Source organism: Litoribacter ruber (genome assembly GCF_018500185.1).
In the GTDB taxonomy this organism is placed as follows: Bacteria; Bacteroidota; Bacteroidia; order Cytophagales; family Cyclobacteriaceae; genus Litoribacter; species Litoribacter ruber.
Genome location: NZ_JAHBGI010000004.1, coordinates 336038 through 359674, shown reverse-complemented (window position 1 = coordinate 359674; position 23637 = coordinate 336038). Strand labels below are relative to the sequence as shown.

Sequence of the window (23637 nt, the reverse complement as noted above, 5' to 3'; positions counted from 1 at the left end):
ATGTGTTGGTTGCTCTGCTTCTTTACGCTTTCTCTGCGGTTAAAAAAAATACTTTCTAGTTATTTTCAAGTTAGAATTAATTAAGGTAGAAATGAAAAGATCGCTGCTGTTATTGGTTTTGATGATGGAATCCATGCTTGTGACGGTGGCACAACGGGTTCAGAATTTTGAGCTCAAGGATGCCAATACAGGCACTCAGGTTTCCTTGGAGGAATTGACCAACAAAAGCGGTACAGTTCTTATTTTCACCTCCAACTCCTGTCCTTTCTCCAAACTTTATGAAGACAGAATCAAGGACATTGCCAGTAGATTTGATAATGATTTTTCATTTGCACTAATCAACCCGCACGCCGGAAGTGTGGAAGAAACAGAAAAGGAAATGAAGGCAAGAGGTTTTCGATTCCCTTATCTGATGGATGGTGAACAAAAGGTTACGAGATCCCTTAATGCAAGCAAACTTCCGGAAGTTTTGGTGATTACCAGTGGCCCTACAGGCCAATCTGTGGTTTATCAAGGCGCTATAGACAACAACCCTCAAGCTCCAGGAAGCGTAAGCCAGCGCTATCTGGAAAATGCACTTACCCAAATCCAACGCCGCTCTTCCCCCAGCCCTGCCCAAACCCGAGCCGTTGGGTGTAATATCCGCCCTAGAGGTTCGAGGAATTAATCTATCAAAAGTTCGAGCAGGCTTTTCACCTCTTCCGACTTTTCCACATCCCCTAGCCGCTCATAGGCAACTATTAGATTTCTAAACATCCTTTTGATAATATCCAGGCTCGTGCAGGGCTCGAAAAACTCATCCTTTGGCGCAATCTTCAAATGCTCCAAATAATGGAATATATCGGATTTGCTGAAAATAAGCCCTTTATTAAAAGCATTGATGTAAAAAGATTGGGCTTCATTGAGATAAATAAGCACAAAAAGGTTAGGCAAATTGACCCCATGTATCGGTATCCCCAGCTTTTGGGCCACCAATAAATAAATAGCGCAGAGGCTGATGGGGTTTCCCTTTTTGGTGGAAAGTACATTGCTCAACATGCTGTTGCCCGGGGCATGGAAGTTTTTAGTGTTGGCGGAAAACTTTAACCGGTTAAATAGCACATTGTTAATAATCCTTACCTGATCATAAGGCTGCAGGTCGTTTTTGAAAGAGGTCCAGACCTCGAAGTAAATCTGGTGCATTTCCCCGTTTAGCTCATCAAACTCCAAATCGGGATATTGGTAGGTATTGAGGATCCACAACCCGGTGAGCAGGTCCTGCTTTTCGGATTCTTTCCACTCCCGGAGGCGGCTTCGCATTTGGGAAAGCTGAAGCTCATGTACGAGTTCCTCGATTTCCTTTTGCACCGTGGGATTGAAGCTTTCCTCCCACTTTTGTTCCAAAAAAGGAATAATTTCAGTGCCGAGCGATTTGATCTTATCCCTTACGTGGTTGATGACCTCCCTATCCTCATCATCGAGTAGGGAAACCAATGCGTTCAATTCTTTGTCCGTCAAATTTTCCATCTTCCTGCATCCTAAAAAAGAAACTGTTCCCAATTATTTAATATCAGGAACAGCTTTCAAAATTACAAACTTCTAAGCAGGAATTAAGTTTGGATCACACCAACATTAAAACGCTCAGTAATGGGGGCATGATTGGCCGCCTCAATCCCCATACTCACTACTTTCCTGGTCTCCAATGGATTGATCACACCATCCACCCATAGCCTCGCAGAGGCATAGTAAGGGCTGAGTTCCTCATTATATTTATCTTGGATTTCTTGGAGCAATTTCTCCTCATCCTCTTTGGTGATTTCCTCTCCGGCCTTTTTAAGACTGGCCACCTTGATTTGCAACAAGGTTTTGGCAGCCGAGGCACCGCTCATCACAGCCATCTGTGCTGTTGGCCAGCTGAAAATCAGGCGTGGGTCATAGGCCTTACCACACATGGCATAATTTCCCGCCCCATAGGAGTTGCCTATGATGATGGTAAACTTGGGCACTACGGAGTTAGCCATGGCATTTACCATTTTGGCCCCATCCTTAATGATGCCTCCATGTTCCGCCTTACTGCCTACCATAAACCCACTTACGTCGTGAATAAACAACAATGGGATTTTACGCTGGTTGCAATTCATGATAAAACGGGCAGCTTTGTCGGCGGAATCGGAGTAGATCACACCACCCATCTGCATTTCCCCTTTTTTGTTTTTGACGATCTTACGCTGGTTGGCTATGATGCCGATTGCCCAGCCGTCAATCCTGGCCGTGCCGCAAAGGAGCGTCTGGCCATAGTTTTCCTTATATTCATCGAATTCGGAATTGTCTACCAATCGGCCGATCACTTCCCGCATATCGTAGGGTTTGACCCTGTCGGAAGGGAAGACGCCAAAGATTTCTTTTTCGTCTTTTGCCGGCTTCTGAGGCTCCACCCGGTCAAAACCGGCAGATTCAGGTGCTCCAAGGGTTGAAAAGATCCTTCTGATGGCATCCAGACATTCCTGATCGTTTTCGTATTTGTTGTCAGTCACCCCGGAAATTTCACATTGAGTGGTGGCTCCACCCAAGGTTTCATTGTCCACATCTTCGCCGATGGCGGCCTTTACCAGGTAGGAGCCTGCCAGGAAGATGGAACCCGTTTTGTCCACAATCAAAGCCTCATCAGACATGATGGGCAGATAAGCCCCTCCCGCTACGCAGCTGCCCATGATGGCCGCTACCTGCACGATTCCCATGGAAGACATCTTGGCGTTGTTGCGGAACTGACGCCCAAAATGCTCCTTGTCTGGGAAGATTTCATTTTGTTTGGGGAGAAATACTCCGGCACTGTCTACCAAATAAATAATAGGAAGCCGATTTTCCATGGCTATTTCCTGTGCCCTGAGGTTTTTCTTGGCCGTCATGGGAAACCATGCCCCGGCTTTCACCGTAGCGTCATTGGCCACGATCATACATTGCCGGCCACTCACATAGCCAATTCCTGTTACCACACCGGCAGAGGGGCAACCGCCTTCCTCCTCGTACATGCCGTCGGCGGCAAAAGCGCCTATTTCCAAAAATTCAGAATCCTTGTCCCGAAGGTAATCTATCCGCTCGCGGGCAGTAAGTTTGCCCTTTTCATGTTCTTTGGCAATTCTCTTTTCACCGCCGCCCAGATGGACTTGTTTTAACTTTTTCTCTAATTTATAAATGAGTTGCTTATTCAGGTCCTCATTCTTGTTGTATTCAAGATTCATGAAAAATTGATTATTGGGTTTATATGCTTTTGCTAAAATAGAAGCAATAAAAGTGATATCAAAAATAAAGTACGAAGTGGGCGGCACGAAGTTCACAAGTCCCTGCTCTCCCGTCTCCAATGTAACGTCCTAAATTAAATTGACACTCATTTTTCTCCTCGAATTGGCCTTTCCCGATTCGCCCTCTATAGTCCTGATGAGTATCGGGAGGGCTACCCAGGACAAGTAGTGAAATCTTCCCTACATCGACTCTATCTCCTCCTTGTATGCCTTAATAGAACGGTAAATCGCCGAAGCCAAGTAAGTTTGGCCGTTGGCACTGTTCAAGTAGCGTTCCTCTGCCGCATTGGAGAGAAAGCCGGTTTCGATCAACACACTAGGCATGCTTGTCGTCCAAAGTACATAAAAAGGAGCCTGCTTTACACCGCGACTCTTTCTTTGCACCCTACTGGTAAAATCGGTTTCAATCTTTTGGGCCAAGGAAAGCGAGTTGGAAAAATATGCCTTCTGCATGAGGTTAAACATCATGTAGGATTCCGGGCTCTTGGGGTCAAAACCTTCGTAATTCTCTTTATAATCATCCTCCAGGAGGATTACCGCGTTTTCCCTCTTTACAATATCAAAATTGGCGTCAAAGTTTTTGCTACCCATCACGTACGTTTCTGTACCAGCTACGCCCTTGTTGCCAGTGGCATTGCAGTGGATGGAAACAAACAAATCCGCTTTGTTCCGGTTCGCAATATTGGCCCTTTCCTTGAGGGGAATAAAAACGTCGGTTTTACGTGTATAGATGACCTCCACTCCAGGCAGGTTTTCCTCGATATACTTGCCCACTTGAAGGGCCAGTTTGAGAGCAACATCCTTTTCCCTGGAGGTGGCCCCAGACGTACCGGGGTCATGGCCGCCGTGTCCGGCATCTATCACGATCCGCTTGAGGCGAAATTCGGGTGCCCGCTCACCAGTGGGAATAAAGCCTGCAAAAAGCCCACAGAGTGTGAGAATCGAAATAATTAGAATATTTTTAGGGAGGGTTCGTTTCATAAACGTTAATAACATTAACTTTACGCAAAAATTAAAAATTTTTGATTAAACTAGAAATAATCTGTGCAGAAATATAGGTTTCTATTCTTATCCTTTATTTTCTTATTCCTGCTTGATCTAGACGCTTTTGGACAAGACCGTCGAGGTAGAAGACTGCCCGAAATGCGGGTTACCGCTCCCGATACGGTCATCAACCCCAACCTGCTGCCCGAGCCCGCTTGGCCCGACAGTATACCAATCCCAGGTCCTGACACGCTTCCAGACGGTACCGACACTACAACGGTTGTGCCAAAGGGCGACATACAGACCCAAATTGACTATTACGCCGAAGACAGTATTATAACGGACTTCACTTCCAATAAAGTATATTTATATAATGATGCCTGGTTTGAATACGGAAATATTCGCCTAGATGCTGATTATATAGTAATTGATTGGGAAAAGAGCGAACTATTTGCCTCTGGTATTACAGATTCTCTTGGAGCTATACAAGGCAATCCTATTTTTAAAGAAGGACCTGCCACCTATGAGATCCGAAAGGAAATGCGGTATAACTTCAAGACCCAAAAAGCCATCATCTCCGATGTGGTCACCGAGCAGGATGAAGGCTTTTTAAGAGGGCAGACGGTGAAGAAGGATGATGACGGAAGCGTTTACTTGAGTAATGGCTTTTACACCACCTGTAATCTGGGTGAACCACATTGGCACATTGCATCCGGCAAAATAAAATCCATTAGGGGCAAACATGTGGTCGCAGGCCCGTTTAATTTGCATTTTAACAACATCCCGACACCTTTGGGGCTACCCTTTGGGATAATTCCCGACCAGCAGGAAAAAGCATCAGGGATATTATTTCCAACTTACGGCGAGGAACAGATCAGGGGTTTCTTCCTTAGAGATTTCGGTTATTATTTTGCTTTCAACGATTATATACACACCAGACTTACAGGTGAAATCTTCTCCAAAGGGGGTTACGGTGCCAAGGCAGCCACTCTATATAGGAAAAGATACAGGTTCAGTGGAGGTTTCAATTTTGATTACCAACGCTTCCAAAGCCCTGAAACCGAGGAATTCCAGGTGGATTACAACGAATTTTGGGTCAACTGGCAGCATACGCCGGAATCCAGGGGAAACAGCCGTTTCTCGGCTTCCGTAAATGCCGGTACGACGACCTATAACAATGCGGTGGTAAACCCTGTAAACTTTGCCAGAAACATCAATGCGGAATTTACCTCCAACATTGCCTATAGCAAGACCTTTGCGGGCACCCCGTTCAGTATGTCAGTCAACTTACGGCATTCGCAAAATATCCAGACGGATGAGGTGAGGGTGGTCCTTCCAGACATCGCGGTCAACATGAACCGTCAAAACCCTTTCAGAAATGTGCAGTTTGAACCCTTGAAGACCTTGAACATTGCCTGGAACTTCAACGCCCAAAACTCCATCAACAATTTGATTGTAAATCCCCTAGGAGTAAACACCCAGCCGCAATTTCAGGAGCCCGATCCATTTGACCCTTTCCAAGGCATAGATCCACTTACAGGACCTCCAGTGTTGCCGTTTAATTTTGCCAACTTGCCACAGTTGTTGAGGGAAGCGGACAATGGGTTTAGACACACTGTACCAATTACCTCAAACTTCACCTTGTTCCGTTATTTCACCGGCACGGCAGGATTCAATTATACCGAACTGTGGTATTTGAACCAGATTGACTATTTCTATAATGCCGAGGAGCAGCGGGTGGATCAAATCAGGTCCGATGGGTTTAACAGAGCTGGTTTCTACAATTCTTCCTTTAACCTTTCTACCAACATCTACGGTTTTTATACCTTCAGAAAAGGTGGTAAAGTGGAAGCGGTAAGGCACCACATGCAGCCAACTTTTGGCTTTAGTTATTCGCCTAATTTTGCCGACCCACGATTCGGTTATTTTCAGGAAGTTCAAGTGGACGAAACGGGCAGGACCCAGTTCTTCAGCCGTTATCAAGGGGCAATTTTTGGTGGTCCGCCATTGGGCGAGGCCAGGTCACTTAACCTTTCCATCAGAAACGTGGTGGAAGCCAAGATCAAAACTTCCAACGATACTACAGGTAATGAGGAAACCAAAAAAGTCCCGGTGCTCCAAACGTTGAACATTGCGTCCAACTACAACATGGCAGCCGACTCCTTTAATTTGGCCCCGATAAACATCAATACCAGAACGGCCTTCTTTGATCAGCGCCTGAGTGTGTTCCTTTCGGCGACCATGGACCCTTACGCTACCCGCACTGTCACCAATGCGCAGGGCCAGCAAGCCGAGCGAAGGGTGAACGATTTTGCATGGAATAGAGGCCAAGGTATAGGCCGACTGAGAAACGCCACCCTTAACTTAAACGGGAGCATAAACCCTAGTCAGACGGAAAAAAGTCCCGGGGAAAGGCGCGATGAGATCACCAATGATTTCATGGCCCAAGGGGGGGTGATGAATGAATTTACCCAAAACGAAATTGATCGGATAGTGGCCGATCCCAGCCAATATATAGATTGGGCCATTCCGTGGAACCTGACCTTTGGGTACAACTTGAGTTACAACCGTGCTTTTACTGGTGTCACCAATGTGACCCAGGCCCTAAATGTATCGGGTGATGTGAGCTTTTCCGAAAAATGGAAGATCAACTTCAACACGGGGTATGATCTATCTACTGCCCAAGTCACCCAATCCATGATCGGTATAGCCCGTGACCTCCATTGCTGGCAGATGAACGTCAACTGGATCCCTTTTGGCCGCTTTACCTCCTACAACATCGACATCCGTGTCAAATCTTCAATTCTCCAGGATCTGAAGGTCTCAAGGAGAAGAAGCTTCTTCGATTCGTTTAGGTAGTATAGAGGTTTATTTCCCGATATCCGCTTCGGATCGGGAGGTTTAGAAGGTTAGAATTTAACATAGTTCAGTAGATAGTAGATCTCCCGAGGAGCGCCGATGGAAAAGTCAGGAGGCACTTCGGGACGGTAGAAGGGGTTAGGAGTGAAAGCATCCCTATCGTCGCTTTGCGATTTCTAAACCTCTAAACAAGGCCACAGGCCAAATAACCTTCCAAACTTAGCANGGACGGTAGAAGGGGTTAGGAGTGAAAGCATCCCTATCGTCGCTTTGCGATTTCTAAACCTCTAAACAAGGCCACAGGCCAAATAACCTTCCAAACTTAGCAGTTTAGAAGGTTATTTCCCGATAACCGCTTCGCGGATCGGGAGGTTTAGAAGGTTAGATTCAGGCCATTTCCAGAACTTGGCGTCCTTTGCAAAACTCTTTGCGCACTTCGCCTGCCCTCCGGGAGGCGGGCGTGAAACTGCCGCGATGAAGTCAAGCCACATCCCTCTCGTCGCTTCGTTATTTCTAAACTCCTAAACCAGGTCGATATAGACCCATAAACCATTTTATCGGCGCAAAAGGATTATAAATAAATGAAATAATATAAATTACTGATTTGTATAGGCTACAATCTCTTTTTCCACTTCTTGGGGTGCTGATTTGTATTAAAAACGGAAATAACGTTGATATCAATGTCGTCTACTAGATACAATACTAAAAAAGGAAAACGACTCAAAACAAATGCTCTGACTTTATTTTTATAATAGACCTTATAGGTTAGCGGATTTGAAGAAATGACCTTTTTTGCATGATCTAGAGCTTCTAGAAATTCTTCTCCTAAACCTTGCTTTTGCTTTTCATACCAACTATAGGCCTCCATTACATCCATTTCAGCTTCTTCGGAAAGCTGGTAGTTATAAATCATCTTCATGACGCTTTCTAACCCGGTCCTTTACTTCATCCCAAGATGAAAAATGCATCTGGCCCTCCTCATATTTTTTAAGCCTTAAATCTAATTCTTTCCTTTGGGATTCACTTAATTCCAAAGAGTCCTCATGTTGTTTTTTCAATTCTTGAAGCTGTTGTAAAACAGATTTATCTTTAAGGTCCTTTACCCAATGTATAAGGTCAGTTTTAACAGTTTTGATATCCATGGTAAATGGGTTTAGTATAATTAAAATTAACGAAATTGCTTAATTATTGATTCAATTCTAAAAAGTAAAAATACTTAAGCAGTTTAGAAGGTTATTTCCCCAAAACCGCTTCGCGGATCGGGAGGGTAAGAAGGTTAGATTCAGTCCATTTCCAGAGCTTGGCGTCCTTTGCCAACCTTTTTGCGCCCTTTGCATGCACTCCGGTAGGCGGGCGTGAAACTACCGCGATGCAGTCAAGCCAAATCCCTCTCGTCGCTTGCGATTTCTAAACCCCTAAACCAGGCCGCAGGCCGCCTAATCCCTTAACCCCCGGAATTTCTTCGTGCCTTTGCGCTTCCGTGGCAAATAACTTTCACTCTTTTGCTATAAAAAAGGCCTGACCAAAACCGATCAGACCTTTTATAATAAACCTTAAAAACGATAAAATCTTACCAGATTCTAACCCTGTCCTCAGGGGCTTTGTACATGCCGTCGCCTTCCTGTACATTGAATGCTTCATAGAAGGCATCAATGTTCACCAATGGACCGTTTCCGCGGTACATGGCTGGGGAGTGAGGGTCAGTTTGGATCTGGGTTCTTAGAGCTTCTTCTCTGCTTTTGGTCCTCCAGATGGTAGCCCAAGAAATAAAGAATCGCTGCTCCGGAGTGAATCCGTCAATGCTTTCTGGTCTGCCGTGCTCCTCCAAGTGTCTTTTTAATCCGTCAAAAGCCACCAATACACCACCAAGGTCACCGATGTTTTCACCCAAAGTCAAGCTTCCTTTTACATTCACACCGTCTAATGGCTCATAGGAATCGTACTGGGCAACCAATTGACCGGTTCTTTCTTGGAAGTTTTCCAAATCTTCATCCTGCCACCAGTTTCTCAAGTTACCCTGAGCATCATATCTGCTACCTTGATCATCAAAACCATGGCTGATCTCATGTCCAATCACACCGCCAATACCACCATAATTCACAGCAGCATCAGCTCTGTAATCATAAAATGGGGGCTGAAGGATACCGGCAGGGAACACAATCTCATTCCAAGTTGGGTTATAATAGGCATTCACCGTTTGAGGGGTCATAAACCACTCATTCTTGTCAATCGGCTTACCCAGCTTAGAGATATTTTCATTGAACCTGAATTCAGAAGATCTCATCACGTTATCAAAATAACTGGCAGTTTCAGGATTGCCGTCTACTTCTAGGTCAGCATAGCTTTTCCACTCATCAGGAAATCCGATTTTCACACTGAAAGTACCAAGCTTTTCGAGGGCTTTCTCCTTTGTCTCATCAGTCATCCAGTCCAGGTTCCTGATTCTATCTCCCATGGCCAACATAATGTTGTCCACCATTTCTTGGGCTTTTTCTTTTGCTTCTTGTGGGAAATATTCCTCTGTATAAAGTTTTCCGATGGCCTCCCCGGCAGCTCTTTCAGTAGTAGCCAACACTCTTTTCCATCTTGGTCTCATCTCGTCGGTACCCTGAAGTTCCTTACCGTAGAAATCAAAATTATTCCTTACAAACTCATAGCTCAGGTATGGAGCAGCACTGTTGACCAAGTTCCACTTTAGGTATTCCTGCCAAGTGGAAGCCGGAACTTCCTGCATGATTTTCTCCACTTCCTCCATAAACTTCGGAGTCGAAACGATCACCTCATCCGTGTCGGCATTCAGTTCGTCCAAATACTTCTTCCAGTCAAATGAAGGCGTCAACTCATTCATTTCACTTAGGGTAAACTTGTTGTAACGGCCTTCCGGGTCACGCATTTCAATTCTGGTTTTGCTGGCCTTGGCCAATCTGGTTTCCAGATCCATGATACGCTGAGCGGCACCTTCTGCATCATCCACTTTGGCTAGCTTCAATGCTGAAGCTACATGCTTTTGATATTTTTGGCGGAGGTCATTAAATTTCTCGTTGTCCTCCACATAATAATCTCGGTCAGGTAGGCCAAGACCGCTTTGCGAAACGTAAAGGGCCATTCTTTCAGAGTCCTTCAAGTCGGTGTTTACACCCAGACCAAAAAATGCTCCTCCCCCTCTTTTTTGCTGCTTGGCCATATAGGCCTGAAGGTCCTCGGCTGAATTTATCTTCTCGATCTCTTCAAACCAAGGCCTCAAAGGCTCTATGCCTCTGTTTTCAGCCAGTGTGCTATCCATACCGATCTGGTAGAAGTCGGCCGCCTTTCTCTGGTCAGAGCCTTCCTGGAATTCTTCACTATCGGAGGCTTTTTCGAGGACTCTTAACACTGCCTCATTGTTAAATTCGCGAAGCTCGTTAAAGCTTCCCCATCTCCCCTGGTCGCCCGGGATCTCGGTTTTTTCTAGCCAGCCACCGTTGACAAACTGGAAAAAGTCGTCCTGAGGGCGGGTGGTAGAATCCATGTAGTTCAAATTGATGGCTTGCACTTCCCCTCCCCTTTCGGAAAGGGCTGACTGCTGGGAACAGCCCGCCATCACCATCCCGGTAATGACAGCGCCAAAGCCCAAATAATTAAATCGGTTCATAAGTTATATTTTGGTTATTTAATTCTGGAAGCCAATTTAATAAAAAAAGGCTATACGCACTAATGGGTTTATTTTAACGGCATAGCCCCGGGCGGGGAGACCGAAGACCGAAACAGGGGCCAATGTAGACACTGACCAAGAGTCTGTCAGATTTGTCGTTTACTAGTGTGATTGGGATTAAAACAAAAACCCCTTTTAGATTTCTCCAAAAGGGGTTCTAATATGTTATTTCAACGCTTGCAAATTTGCAAATTTAATTCTTTGCTTGCGCGCCGTGGCGTGAAACCTCTCTTTTTCCTGCGCCGCCTCGCGCTCTTTGACTCCTCTGCGATTGAACTCACGTAATGTTTAGTATTCCTATTCAACCCATTTGGCCACTTCCTCTTTGGAAGGGTTTTTGGCGTCGAGTTTCAGTTTTTTGCGCTTGCCACATACGTCGTTGAAGAGTTTGTTTACGTCTTGCTCCTTCAATTGCTCAATGGTATGGATGTTCAGATCGCGAATTGCCGGGATCAGGGCGGGATCTATGCCGCGCTTGATGAAATCCTCGTCGGTGGCGATGCTAATTTTCTTCTCAGGTCTCATCTGAGGGAAGAAAAGCACTTCCTGTATAGTCGACTTGTTGGTCAGCAACATGGTTAACCTATCTATACCGATACCCAAACCGGATGTGGGTGGCATACCATACTCCAGGGATCTGAGGAAGTCCTCATCCATGGCCATGGCCTCATCGTCACCCCTTTCGGCAAGTTTCAATTGCTCCTCAAACCTCTCGCGCTGGTCAATAGGATCGTTAAGCTCCGAGTAAGCATTGGCAATTTCCTTACCGTTGACAAACAGTTCAAACCTCTCCACAAGGCCTTCCTCTGTTCTGTGCTTTTTGGCCAAAGGAGTCATTTCGATCGGGTAATCGGTGATGTATGTCGGCTGGATAAGGTGAGCTTCTACTTTTTCGCCAAAGATCTCATCGATCAGTTTCCCGCGTCCCATGGTATCATCTACTTCGATACCAAAGTCAGCGCAAACTTTACGAAGACCTTCTTCATCCAATTTGCTGACATCTACATCTGCATATTCCTTAATGGAATCATACATGCTCAGTCTACGGTATGGGCCGGCAAAGTCGATTTCCTTGTCCCCTACTTTTATTTTAGAAGTTCCATGTACAGATACCGTTACCTTCTCCAATAGATCTTCCACCATTTCCATCATCCAGATATAGTCCTTATAGGCCACATAAATTTCCATGGAGGTAAACTCAGGATTATGCGTTCTGTCCATACCTTCATTACGGAACATTTTCCCAAACTCGTACACGCCATCAAAACCACCAACGATCAACCTCTTAAGATATAACTCATTGGCAATCCTTAGATACAAAGGCATATCCAAAGTGTTGTGAAAAGTGTTGAACGGACGGGCCGCTGCTCCACCATGGACGGCCTGAAGGATAGGGGTTTCAACTTCCAACCAGTTGTGATCGTCAAAGTACCTTCTCATGTTGGAAATGATCCTTGAGCGGGTCACAAACACATCCTTCACTTCAGGATTTACCGTAAGGTCCACATACCGCTGTCTGTATCGAAGTTCAGGATCGGTAAAGCCATCGTATACATTGCCCTCCTCATCTCTTTTCACCACTGGAAGCGGTTTTACGGATTTGGAAAGAATTTTCAATTCTGTAACATGCAGTGAAATCTCGCCGGTTTGGGTGGTGAAAATATACCCTTTCACCCCGATGAAATCCCCGATGCCCAAAAGCTTTTTGAACACCGTATTGTAGAAAGTCTTATCATCCTCTGGGCAGATATCATCCCTTCTGATGTAAATCTGCAACCTGCCGGTGGAATCCTGGATTTCGGCAAATGAGGCCGAGCCCATTATCCTGCGGCTCATCAGCCTGCCAGCTATGGATACGCTTTTATAGTCGTTCTTTCTATTTTCGTAGTTTCTATGAATATCGCTCGCGGTGACATTGATAGGAAAAGACTCGGCCGGATAGGGATTGATCCCCAGCTTCATCAATTCTTCACGGTCTTTTCTTCGCTCTAATTCCTGCTCGCTTAATAATTGCATTGATATAGGTGAATTTTTACTGCTTTATTTATTATTCTTAATCGCTCTTCTACGCGCAATTTCCTTTTTGATCAAATCAAATTCCCGGCTAGACTGGCCCGAAATACTCGTATTTTCCTCCGCCCGACGTGCCAGATAGGGCATCACGCTTTCCACAGGCCCATAAGGAACATACTTCATTACATTATAGCCGCCCTTGGCCAGGTTGTATGAGATATTGTCACTCATGCCAAATAATTGCGCAAAGTAAATCCTCTCATCATTGGGCTTCAAGCCGTGCAGGGACATCAACTCGGTCAGCATGATATTGCTTAGTTCGTTGTGTGACCCGCTTACAAGAAACACCCTTTGTTTATTATTTATGCAAAACTGCAAGGCATCGTTATAATCCTTATCCGCAGCTTCTTTTGTCGGCTGAATTGGGCTTTCGTAGCCCATATCCAAAGCCCTTTGTCTTTCTTTTTCCATGTAGGCGCCTCTCACCAACTTCACACCCAGGTAATACTGCTTGGCCACCGCGTCCAAGTGTGCGCCTTTCAGTCTTTGGAGCATATCGTGACGGTACATCTGGTAGGTGTTGTACACGATAGCGGTTTCCTTGTTGTATTTCTCCATGGCTTCATAAACCATATCGTCAATCACATCCTGGAACCAGCTTTCCTCGGCATCTACCAAAATCCTCACCTTGGCATCATGTGCGGCTTTGCAAAGTTCGTCAAATCTACCCCTAAGCCTGTCAAAAGACGCCTGCTCCTCTTCGGTAAGCGGTTCTTTATCCTGAATCTTGGTCATGATGTCAAAATCCCCCAGGCCCGTCACCTTGAATACCGCAAAATCAATATGCATGGAGTTGGCTGCCTTTTCAATAGTCTTGAGGATTTCAATTTTGGTACTCTCATAGCTCTGCTCATCGCCTTCACCCTCCACAGAGTAATCCAAAATCGACCCAATGTTGTACTTGCCCAGATCCAGGGCGGTACCATGGCAATCTTCAATGGTTTCGCCACCGCAAAAGTGGCCAAACATGGTAGCCTTCATCAAGCCCTTTACTGGAAATTTCAGCTTAAATGCTAAATTTGTCATCTTAATGCCCAGCTTGACGGCAGTCTGATTATTCATGGTAGCGAAAATGGCGTACATCTTCCTCAAATCTGCGTCTGTCTTGGATTCAAATGCTACCTGAAGATCATCAAAGGAAATTTTGGGTTCTGTTTTCATACATGATGCTCTAAAGTATATTTGGGTGGGACCGGTAGCATGGGTGCTCCCCTATCCGCATGCAAATATATCAAAAAAACCCCTACTGCCTTATAATTGTTAATTGATTTATTACCCTTGAGCATACATGAACAAAGATTTGATCCTTAAGAAAATAGGCGACTGGAACCAAGATTTCAGCTACCCCCTCTTCATTGCAGGCCCCTGCAGCGTGGAAACCCCTGAGCAGCTGGACCAAACCGTCGGGCAGCTGGTGGAGCAAGGAATCAGCACCATACGGGCGGGCGTGTGGAAGCCCCGAACCCGCCCAAACAGCTTCGAAGGCGTAGGGGCAATAGCCCTGCCGTGGATCCAGGAAGTCAAAGCCAAATATGGGGTAAAATTTGCCATCGAGGTGGCCTCTCCCGCACATGTGGATGAAGCCCTGAGGGCGGAAATGGATGTCTTGTGGATCGGCGCAAGGTCTACGGTCAACCCTTTTACCGTACAGGATATTGCCGATAGCCTCAAGGGAGTAGATATTCCGGTGCTCATCAAAAACCCGATCAACCCGGACCTTGCCCTTTGGATTGGGGCCATCGAAAGGATCGCCCAAGCGGGTGTGTCTTCCATTGGAGCCATTCATCGTGGTTTTTCCAATTTCAATGACACCAAATACCGTAATTCACCTACTTGGCAGATACCGATAGAGTTGAAATCCCTCTTCCCGGATTTACCGCTACTATGTGACCCCAGCCATATCTGCGGAAACAGAGACCTGATCCAACACATTGCCCAAAAAGCACTTGATCTGAGCTTTGACGGGTTGATTATAGAATCGCATTACCAGCCCGACAAGGCCTGGTCAGATGCCGCACAACAGCTCACCCCTGGCAGTTTGGGTAATTTACTCCAGCATTTAAAAACCAGGAAAGTGGCCTTGGATGACCCGGAACTGCAATCCCAGTTGGAAGTGATCCGGGAGCAGATTGACCATGTTGACAGGGAAATATTGGAGCTTTTGAGTCAAAGGATGAGTCTGGTGGAAAAAGTAGGGCAGTATAAAAAGCTCAACAACGTGGCGATTCTGCAAATGGAAAGGTGGAACAAGGTCTTCCAGACACGTCCTGAATGGGCAAAATCTCTGAACCTGAAGGAATCTTTTGCCAAGGATCTTTTCAAGCTTATCCATACCGAATCGATCAAAAAGCAAACCGAAGTAATGGAGGGTGAGTAAGCTTTCAATGTGGGGATAAAAACAAAATGGCCGTTTTCATCTTTATATGATGATGAAAGCGGTCATTTTTAAAATAAACAGTATACTTTTTCTAATCATTGCAACAGTAGCCATTTTCTACCTGGGCGCTGGGTTTCTTAAGCCTTTGGTGTTTGGTTTTTTCTTTGCCACACTGATGTGGCCTGTTGCTATTTTTTTGGAGAAGAAAGGACTTCCAAGAATGCTTGCCGCATTAATTTGTGCCTCAATTGTCTATTTGACGGTTTCAGGCTTGCTGGTATTGGTGGTTTCCCAGCTCGGGCAGTTTGCAGAAAGCCTTCCTGAAATCGGGGATCAACTTGAAGAACTCTTGGCAGCCCTGCAGCAAAGTGTAGCAAACATGACGGGCATCTCTCCAGAAAGACAGGCCAGTTTGTTTGAAGAGAGGTCTGAAGGCCTTGCCGAAACGATCCAGGCATTTGTTCAAGGTTTCTTGACAGGTTTTTTCACCACCCTGGGGCACTTCTTTCTTACCAATGTCTACCTATTCCTTTTACTTACCAACCGAAGCCGGATCAAAACTTTCATTTTAGATTATAGCGGGGAGAAAAAGGAAAAGGCCAAATCCGTCATTAACAAGTCTGCTACTGTTTCACATCATTATCTGTGGGGAAGGATAAAGGTAATGTCCATTTTGGGTGGCCTGTACTTGGTTGCATTTTTATCCTTCGACGTTCGTTTTGCTTTGCTATTTACGGTTGTGGGAGCATTGCTCACAATCATACCCTACATTGGCCCCCTGCTGAGCGGGGTGATTCCCGTGGCTTTTACCCTGGTGGAAGGCGAAGATTATTCTTATATCCTATTTTTTGCCGCAGTCGTGCTGGTGATCCAGTTGATAGAAAGCTATATTTTGGAACCCCTCATCATCGGGGATGAGGTAAACCTTGCTCCCTTGTATATTATCATTGCGATAATCATCGGCGGTATGCTATGGGGAATTTTGGGAATGATTCTTTTTGTACCTCTTTTTGCCATTTTCCGCATCATTGCGGAGCACACTCCCAAAATGCAACCCATAGCCAAACTCATTAGCAACAAATAAGGATTAATCAGCTTTGCAATTTATCCCAATTGATCTGTTCAGGCTTTAATGGCAAATCCCTAAGTCGGGAACCAGTAGCTTCGAATATGGCATTGGCGATTGCCGCACTCACCGGCCCCTGGGCGGCCTCACCAGCCCCCAACGGCTCTTCTTCCGGTCTATCAATGACATGCACCTCAATTTCCGGCACATGGGAAAAGCGCATAATCGGATAGCTCGCCCAAGTGTTGCTTACTATTCCCTGACTGTCATATTTGACCTCCTCAAAAAGCGTCCAACTTGCGGATTGGATCATGCCGCCTTCTGTCTGGTTCTTCAAACCATCTAGATTGATGGTTTGCCCTGCATCTATTACGCCCACCATTTTTTGGAGCTTAAAATCTTTGTTTACCGGATCAGCTTCCACCAGTGCCGCTACCGCAAAGTAACTGGCGGCGTTTTTATATTTGGCAAAGGCCAAACCCCAGCCTTGGTTGCCTTTCTTACGGTTTGAGGACCAATTGATTTTTTCAGCCAGCATTTCCAACACCTCCTTTGCCCTTTCATCGTGAAGATGCTTTAACCTCATCTCCAAAGGGTCCGCCCCACTCTTATGCGCAAGCTCATCCATAAAAGATTCCAGTGCAAACACATTCCCATAAGCCCCGAGCCCACGCATGGCCGAAGTTCTCAAGGGGGTGGAAAAATCATGATGGACGATTTCCCTTGGAAAGCCATAAAGTGGCACGGCATTTCTGTAACTTCCCGCCGAAAAGCCTCCCGGCTCAAAATTCCTGGGATTTTCCAGGGTATTGGCAGCTATAAAATGGCCGGCCTTTCCTCCCGGTCTGGCACTGTGTGCATCTGACCATAATTCCGTCCGCCAAGCTTCTATATTCCCTGCGCTGTCTACTATCCCTATCATTTTGAAAGCCATCGCAGAACCGTAAGGCTCCCAGCTGTGCTCATCCATTCTCATCCATTGCACGCGGATGGGCGGACCGGGATGTGCAGCTGCAAGCAAAGCCGCATCTGCCCCGGCATCATCGGCGCCATTGTGGCCATAGCAGCCAGAGCCTGGAACTCCGATCACGCGGATATTGTCCTCACTCATACCGAGCAAATCAGCAATGGTCCTCTTCATGGGATAAACGCCTTGGGTATGTGACCAAACAGTCAGTTTTCCATTCTCCATCTGGGCAATCGCACACGAAGGGCCGATCGAACCGTGCATTTGAAAGGGCCGGGTATAGGCTGCCTCCAATATTTCGCCTCTTTCTTGCCAGTTGGACGGCAAACTATCTTCTATGGAATCACCTTTGTCGTGAGAGTTGAACATTTTCTCGTAAAGCTCGTCCTGTGGGGGAGCCAAAGTTTTCTCCTCCCAGCGGGACCCCATCTGAAGACGCTGCAGCCCCTTAATAGCATCAAACTCCCTTTCAGCCAACACGGCTAGAAAACTCCCATCCTTAACCGTTTTGATAACCCCTGGCAATCCTTCGACTTCTTCCTTCGGAAAATCAATCAGCTTTGCCCCGTACGATGGCGGGCGCATCACCCTGGCATGAATCATCCCCGGCAACCTCAAATCCTGAACATAAAGGGACTTACCGGTCACCATGGCAAGTATATCCTCCCGGGGTACAGGCTGACCGATGACTTTATAGTCTTTTGGATCTTTTTTGGGTGCCTTTTCGGTAATCTCTCCTTCCAAAGATTTTTCCTGGAGCACATCCCAAAACGAGGCCGATTTGCCTCCCGGTTGGGAGATCATACCCTTGTCAATTGAAAGTTCTTCTGGAGAGGTATTCCAATTTCCTGCTGCTTTCTCAAGCAAAATACGCCTAGCTTCCGCGGCTGCATTGCGGATGGTTTTGCCACTTCCCTCAATGGAGTTACTTCCCGCGGTATAGCGCTCATCCTGGGTTTTGCCCGTATCGGCAATGACGATTTCGACCATGTCCATCCCCACATCCAGTTCCTCCGCGGCAATCTGGCGTAAAGCTGCCTTTATCCCCTGCCCCAACTCCATCTTCCCCGTAAGCACGGTGACCTTACCGTCCGGATTCAGGCGGATCCAGGAATCCACTGCGTTTTTGCCCTTATCCGCAAAATCGGACATGACGTTGGCCTCATTGGGAGTGCAAAATGCGAGGGGAAGCAGGTTGAAGCCTACCAGCACCTGTCCGGACTGTTTTAGGAATTTGCGGCGGTTAATATCGGATAGTTTCATGGAAGAAAATTAGAGGGTGGTGGATTTCATTTTTTCGGCAGCAAGCCTGACAGCTTTGATAAATCTGGAATGTGTACCACAGCGGCACAAAACCCGCTGTAGCCCTTCCTTTATTTCTTCATCGGCAGGGTTGGGATTCTTCTCCAATAAAGATTTTGCCGAAATCACCATTCCATTGACGCAATAGCCACACTGGGCGGCTTGAAGTTCAATAAAGGCCTCCTGAATAGGATCGAGCTTTTCTCCATCAGCCAAGCTTTCAATCGTCCTGATTTCCACACCCTCTAGGCTACTACAGGTCCGCATGCAACTTGGTTCTGCCATACCATCCAGCAACACCATGCAGCTTCCGCATTGCTCAAGGCCGCAGCCAAATTTGGGACCGTTGAGTTCAAGCTCGTTTCGCAAAGGGTACAGCAGAGGAGTGGCGGGGTCTATTTGCAGGGTATGCTCCTTGCCATTTACATTCAGGCGGACATCTTTGATCATGGGAAGTGGGTTAGGTGAGAAACAACAATATCCCCAAGATAAAAAATTATGGACAGAAAAGTAAGAAGTGAGAGGTAAGAGGTGACTTAACTTCTTACTTCTCACTTTCTATCTTTTACTATTTTCTTTCGAAAACCCGCTGCCCCCCTATGTATGTCTCCTGTATTATCAACTCCCTGAGAGACTCTTCCGGCGCCTCCATCAGGTCTTCGTTGAGGATTACAAAATCGGCCAGTTTGCCAACCTCGATGCTACCTTTATAATCTTCCTCAAAGTTGGCAAAAGCGCCCCAGATAGTCATTCCCCGCATGGCATCCTCACGGCTAATCTTGTTGTCCATTTGAAAACCTTCTTCAGGCCAGTTGTTCGCATCTCTTCTGGCAACAGCGGAATGGAATCCGTACAGCGGGTTGATGAATTCCACTGGAAAATCGCTTCCCAAGGCCAATTTACCGTTTTGATCAAGCAGATCCTGGAAAGTATAGGCAGTTTTGATCCTGTCGGGCCCCAGTCTGTCCTCAGCCCAATACATGTCAGATGTAGCATGTGTAGGCTGCACGGACGGGATTACACTGTATTTGGCAAACTTGCCGATGTCCTCACGGCTCACAATCTGTGCATGTTCAATTCTCCAGCGCAGGTCGTTTTCAGTTTTAAGCACTTTGGCATAAATATCCAGCAAAGTCCTGTTAGCCGAATCGCCAATACAGTGGGTATTCATCTGGAAACCATTTTCATGCATCTCAAAGGCCAACTTTTCAAATTCTTCAGGGGTGTTTAGCAAAAAGCCCTGCTCGTGCGGATCATCATGATACGGTTCCAACAAAGCCGCCCCTCTTGAACCCAAGGCACCGTCCCCATAAATTTTAAAACTTCTGACGGTCAAATGGTCATCCTGAAAAGTTCCTTTTTCAAAATAATGCTTACGGTTTTCCTCGGTTGGGTTCACCATGGCATAAACCCTCATTTTCAAAGATCCGTCCTGATGCATGTCATGCAGCAACTCTATGGTAGACCGGTCAAGACCAGCGTCAACTACCGTGGTCAAACCCACTTCGAAGCAGTTTTCCTGGGCAGCTTTCAATGCTTGCCTACTTTCTTCCTCAGTTGCATCTGGGATGTTTTTGGAAACCAACCCGATGGCGTTATCGATCAAAGTACCTGTAGGCTGGCCGTCTTTCAGTATAACTTTCCCGCCAAGGATGTCCGTATTGGCATCCACCCCGCCGAGATCCAATGCTTTTTGATTGGCCAATGCCGCATGCCCATCAACCCTGGTCAGCAAAACCGGCGTATCGGGAAAGAGCTCATCCAGCTTTTCCTTGGAAGGAAAACTTTTATCCGGCCAAAGGTTCTGGTCCCACCCCCTGCCCAAGAGCCATTCCTGCTGAGGATGCGTTTCACGGTGCCTTTGAACCCGCTCCAGCAGTTCCTCAAACGTTTTGGAACCTACCAAATCAGCCACCTGTAGCCCGGTCCCATATCGGTAAAAGTGGGCATGGCTGTCAATGAATCCCGGGTAGACAAATTTCCCTTCCAAATCAGTAACCTCATCGGCCTGAAAAGCTCCCTGGATCTCCGCCTTGGTGCCCACACCTACAAATTTGCCATCTTTTACCGCAAAAGCTTCTGCCTTGCTAAAGGCCTCATCTACGGTATAAATCTTCCCATTGAGAAAAATCTGATCGGCCTTTTGCATTTGGGCCTGTGCCGTGGTAGTGATACCGAAGGCAAGAAGGGTATTGAGTATTATTTTATTCATATATATAGATTGTTTCTTTAAGTTTGCAAGATGATGGAACCCCAAGTCAACTACTCCATGCCGAGACTGAATCTTCCTCCAGTAGAGGTACAGGTGGATGAAATAGATGGTAAAATAAGCATTTTTGATTCACTTCGAAAGAAGTATTTGGTATTGACGCCTGAAGAGTGGGTGAGGCAACATATTATTTTATATTTGGTAGAGCACAAAAAATACCCCCGGTCCCTTTTTGCATTGGAAAAAGGATTGAAATACAATACCCTCCAGAAAAGGTTTGACGTGCTGGTCATGGACAGGGATGGTAAGCCTTTCCTATTGGTGGAATGCAAAGCCCCCGACATCAAGCTAACCCAAAAGACAGTTGAGCAGGTGAGCGTTTACAACAAAATCATAGGCGCCCCAAATCTCTCCATCAGCAATGGAATTCAACATATCTGCCTGGCCTGGGATGACAATTTGGGGCAGTTTAAGCAGTTGCGGCATTTCCCTGATTTTACCTAAATCCCTCAGTCAAAGGCCAAATAAGGCTTCAGGCGCTCCACCCAATTGGGGTTGAGGATCTTGATCTTGAGTAAATCCTCTCCACCGGAAAAGCCTCCATGCTGATCCCGATAGGCCACGATAACCTTTGCCTGTCCAAAACTCACATAGGGATGCTTGGCCAAATCCTCCACCGAGAGGGAGTTAATGTGAAGCTTATTGACTCTCTGCGGCTTGAAGTCAAAAAAGTCCCAGATCTTTTCATAAGCTCCTTCTTCCATCCCGTAAACATCAAATAGCTGCTCTTTTGAATACAGCCCTCCCATGCCATCCCGGAATTTGATGATTCTACTTGCCATCACTTTGCCTATGCCAGGCACAATTTGAAGTGTCACCGAATCTGCCTCGCCAAAATCCAGTTTCAAGTTGCTATAGTCAAGCTCTTTCCTTTGCCTTTGTGCCGGTACGCTATCGGCAATAGCTGTCAATTGCACTCTGGATGCATTTGTTTTTATAGATGAGCTATCCGGATATATTTGCGGCAGCTTTGCCTCCAACATGGAGCCATATAAATCGGGGCTTCTTCCCATGACAATTCGCTGATAAATCAAGGGGGAAATATAAAAGCCAATTAAAAAAGGGATAAGCAAGGCAAAACCCCTGGCCTCCCTCTTGCTGAATCCTAAATATACCCGCAGATAGAAATTGACACGCTTGAACATTCCAAAAAAAATTAAACCCTGAATGAAACCCCCCGTTAAGCAATAAGAGACATTATGGTCTTATTTTGAAAAAACTTAGGACCAATAAGTTACAAAAAATTGGAATTATTTTCTAAAAATCACGATTATTGTAACCGAAATCAGAAGAATCAGTCTGAAAGGTTATTTAGACGGATTCCAAATTAAGATAAGAATGTCCAAAATATTCCATCTCTTAAGTTTCTGATTTAAATTTGTGAAGTGAAACCTTTATTCTGTAATGCAAAATAAATTTAGAGCTTTAAGTTTATCCTACAAAAGTGCACCAGTGGAAATCAGGGAGTTAATCTCCTTAGATGACACTTCCATTCAGTCCCTTTTGGTTAAACTCAAGGACTTTTTTAGCCTTACGGATACCCTCATCGTTTCCACCTGCAACAGGACGGAAGTCTATTATGCCCACGAACTAGACCTAAGCACCGAAATCATCAAATTGATCGGGCTGGAAAAAGGTCTTGAAGATGTGGTTTCCTACATTGAATATTTCAACATCTTCAACAACGACAGGGAAGCTATACAGCATCTTTTCAAGGTTTCAATGGGATTGGAAGCGCAGGTAGTGGGTGACATGCAGATCTCCAACCAGATCAAGCGTGCTTATCAAACCGCTGCCGACCTAGACATGGCGGGGCCATTTCTTCACAGACTGATGCACACCATTTTCTTCACCAACAAAAGAGTGGTGCAGGAAACCGCTTTCAGAGATGGCGCCGCATCGGTTTCCTATGCTGCGGTTGAATTGATAGAGGAACTTACCTCCAACACCTACCAGCCACGAGTATTACTGATCGGGGTGGGGGAAATCGGTGAAGATGTGGCCAAAAACATGGTACATGTTCCTGAAGCAAAAGTCACCATCACCAACAGGACTTATGAAAAAGCCGAGGCATTGGCTTCATCCTTGGGATATGAAGTGATTCCTTTTGAAAATTGCATTGAAGCCATGAAAGAGGCCGATGTAATTGTTTCTTCGATTACCAGATCCAGACCTTTTATCACCAAAGAACTGGTCAAAACTTTTGACATTCAGAGCTACAAACTATTTGTAGACCTTTCTGTCCCAAGAAGCATTGAGACCTCCGTGGAAGATGTACCTGGAGCCATGCTTTATAATGTGGACAATATCCGAAGCAAGGCTTCAGAGACTTTGGAAAGAAGACTTGCCTCTGTACCTCAGGTGGAAGCTATCATTGAGGAAAGCATCACTGAGTTCTTCAGCTGGAAGAAGGAAGCGATGGTATCACCTACCATCAATAAGTTAAAAAATGCTTTGGAACAGATTCGCAAAGAGGAGATCGAAAGGCACCTTAAAAATGCCGACCCAAAGGAGTATGCGATCATTGAAAAAATTACCAAAAGCATGATGCAAAAGATCATCAAGATCCCGGTAGTGCAGCTTAAGGCAGCATGTCAACGGGAGGAAGCCGATCAGATGATCGATATCCTATCTGATTTGTTTGATCTGGATAAGGAATTTTCCAAGAAATAATTAAAACATTAATAATCAAGCCTTTCGACAAATCGAATGGCTTTTTTTATGCCATTACATTAGTACTTTTTGTTTACATTCCCATAACAAATAGCAAA

At 45.8% G+C, this 23637-nt stretch carries 18 protein-coding genes; 6 read left to right on the top strand and 12 right to left on the bottom strand.

Annotated elements, in window-relative coordinates; translation table 11 throughout:
• Nucleotides 1-91 precede the first annotated feature (91 nt).
• A complete protein-coding gene (locus KIH41_RS08190; protein WP_246539020.1) occupies nucleotides 92-667 on the top strand; it encodes a redoxin domain-containing protein in 576 nt (191 codons plus the stop codon).
• Here the strand turns inward: KIH41_RS08190 and KIH41_RS08185 are convergent.
• The 3 genes from KIH41_RS08185 to KIH41_RS08175 form a co-directional block, all read right to left on the bottom strand.
• A complete protein-coding gene (locus KIH41_RS08185; RefSeq protein ID WP_214162105.1) occupies nucleotides 664-1506 on the bottom strand; it encodes a transglutaminase-like domain-containing protein in 843 nt (280 codons plus the stop codon). The genes KIH41_RS08190 and KIH41_RS08185 overlap by 4 nt on opposite strands.
• An 83-nt stretch (nucleotides 1507-1589) precedes the next feature.
• On the bottom strand, nucleotides 1590-3218 hold the full coding sequence (locus KIH41_RS08180; protein WP_213943645.1) for an acyl-CoA carboxylase subunit beta: 1629 nt from the start codon (nucleotides 3216-3218) through the stop codon (nucleotides 1590-1592).
• A gap of 240 nt (nucleotides 3219-3458) precedes the next feature.
• The gene (locus KIH41_RS08175; protein WP_214162104.1) at nucleotides 3459-4259 is read right to left on the bottom strand and encodes an N-acetylmuramoyl-L-alanine amidase family protein; all 801 of its coding nucleotides are present in this window, start codon (nucleotides 4257-4259) and stop codon (nucleotides 3459-3461) included.
• A gap of 162 nt (nucleotides 4260-4421) precedes the next feature.
• Between KIH41_RS08175 and KIH41_RS08170 the strand changes: the two genes are divergently transcribed.
• A complete protein-coding gene (locus tag KIH41_RS08170; protein WP_246539028.1) occupies nucleotides 4422-7121 on the top strand; it encodes a putative LPS assembly protein LptD in 2700 nt (899 codons plus the stop codon).
• Between the two features lie 613 nt (nucleotides 7122-7734).
• On the opposite strand, the gene KIH41_RS08165 is transcribed toward KIH41_RS08170, so the two are convergent.
• The 5 genes from KIH41_RS08165 to KIH41_RS08145 form a co-directional block, all read right to left on the bottom strand.
• Nucleotides 7735-8034: a type II toxin-antitoxin system RelE/ParE family toxin gene (locus tag KIH41_RS08165; RefSeq protein ID WP_213943642.1), complete on the bottom strand. Its 300-nt coding sequence runs from the start codon at nucleotides 8032-8034 to the stop codon at nucleotides 7735-7737.
• Complete coding sequence (locus KIH41_RS08160) at nucleotides 8024-8263, bottom strand: addiction module protein (protein ID WP_214162102.1); 240 nt, start codon at nucleotides 8261-8263, stop codon at nucleotides 8024-8026. The genes KIH41_RS08165 and KIH41_RS08160 overlap by 11 nt, the downstream gene beginning before the upstream one ends.
• Nucleotides 8264-8691: 428 nt before the next feature.
• A complete protein-coding gene (locus tag KIH41_RS08155) occupies nucleotides 8692-10752 on the bottom strand; it encodes a M13 family metallopeptidase (RefSeq protein ID WP_246539019.1) in 2061 nt (686 codons plus the stop codon).
• Nucleotides 10753-11109: 357 nt separating this feature from the next.
• Nucleotides 11110-12828: a lysine--tRNA ligase gene (lysS, locus tag KIH41_RS08150; RefSeq protein ID WP_214162101.1), complete on the bottom strand. Its 1719-nt coding sequence runs from the start codon at nucleotides 12826-12828 to the stop codon at nucleotides 11110-11112.
• A gap of 24 nt (nucleotides 12829-12852) precedes the next feature.
• The gene (locus KIH41_RS08145) at nucleotides 12853-14046 is read right to left on the bottom strand and encodes a proline dehydrogenase family protein (RefSeq protein ID WP_213943609.1); all 1194 of its coding nucleotides are present in this window, start codon (nucleotides 14044-14046) and stop codon (nucleotides 12853-12855) included.
• Between the two features lie 127 nt (nucleotides 14047-14173).
• Between KIH41_RS08145 and KIH41_RS08140 the strand changes: the two genes are divergently transcribed.
• Both KIH41_RS08140 and KIH41_RS08135 read left to right on the top strand, forming a co-directional pair.
• Nucleotides 14174-15262, top strand: coding sequence for a bifunctional 3-deoxy-7-phosphoheptulonate synthase/chorismate mutase type II (locus KIH41_RS08140; RefSeq protein ID WP_213943608.1), 1089 nt, complete (start codon nucleotides 14174-14176; stop codon nucleotides 15260-15262).
• 46 nt (nucleotides 15263-15308) lie between these two features.
• Nucleotides 15309-16346, top strand: coding sequence for an AI-2E family transporter (locus KIH41_RS08135; protein WP_213943607.1), 1038 nt, complete (start codon nucleotides 15309-15311; stop codon nucleotides 16344-16346).
• Between the two features lie 7 nt (nucleotides 16347-16353).
• Here the strand turns inward: KIH41_RS08135 and KIH41_RS08130 are convergent, their stop codons facing one another.
• The 3 genes from KIH41_RS08130 to KIH41_RS08120 form a co-directional block, all read right to left on the bottom strand.
• Nucleotides 16354-18558 (bottom strand): xanthine dehydrogenase family protein molybdopterin-binding subunit, encoded by a 2205-nt coding sequence (locus KIH41_RS08130; RefSeq protein WP_214162100.1) that lies wholly within the window; start codon nucleotides 18556-18558, stop codon nucleotides 16354-16356.
• Between the two features lie 9 nt (nucleotides 18559-18567).
• Nucleotides 18568-19047: a (2Fe-2S)-binding protein gene (locus tag KIH41_RS08125; protein ID WP_213943605.1), complete on the bottom strand. Its 480-nt coding sequence runs from the start codon at nucleotides 19045-19047 to the stop codon at nucleotides 18568-18570.
• Nucleotides 19048-19165: 118 nt separating this feature from the next.
• Nucleotides 19166-20809, bottom strand: a complete 1644-nt coding sequence (locus KIH41_RS08120; RefSeq protein WP_214162099.1) for an amidohydrolase — start codon at nucleotides 20807-20809, stop codon at nucleotides 19166-19168.
• A 30-nt stretch (nucleotides 20810-20839) separates the two neighbouring features.
• Here KIH41_RS08120 and KIH41_RS08115 point away from each other — a divergent pair, with 30 nt between their 5' ends.
• Entirely contained in the window at nucleotides 20840-21310 is a 471-nt protein-coding gene (locus tag KIH41_RS08115; protein WP_394369802.1) for a type I restriction enzyme HsdR N-terminal domain-containing protein, read from the top strand.
• A 5-nt stretch (nucleotides 21311-21315) separates the two neighbouring features.
• Here KIH41_RS08115 and KIH41_RS08110 read toward each other — a convergent pair whose 3' ends face one another.
• The gene (locus KIH41_RS08110; RefSeq protein WP_213943603.1) at nucleotides 21316-22011 is read right to left on the bottom strand and encodes a ComEA family DNA-binding protein; all 696 of its coding nucleotides are present in this window, start codon (nucleotides 22009-22011) and stop codon (nucleotides 21316-21318) included.
• 259 nt (nucleotides 22012-22270) lie between these two features.
• On the opposite strand from KIH41_RS08110, the gene hemA reads away from it, so the two are divergent.
• On the top strand, nucleotides 22271-23539 hold the full coding sequence (hemA, locus tag KIH41_RS08105; RefSeq protein WP_213943602.1) for a glutamyl-tRNA reductase: 1269 nt from the start codon (nucleotides 22271-22273) through the stop codon (nucleotides 23537-23539).
• Nucleotides 23540-23637 lie beyond the last annotated feature (98 nt).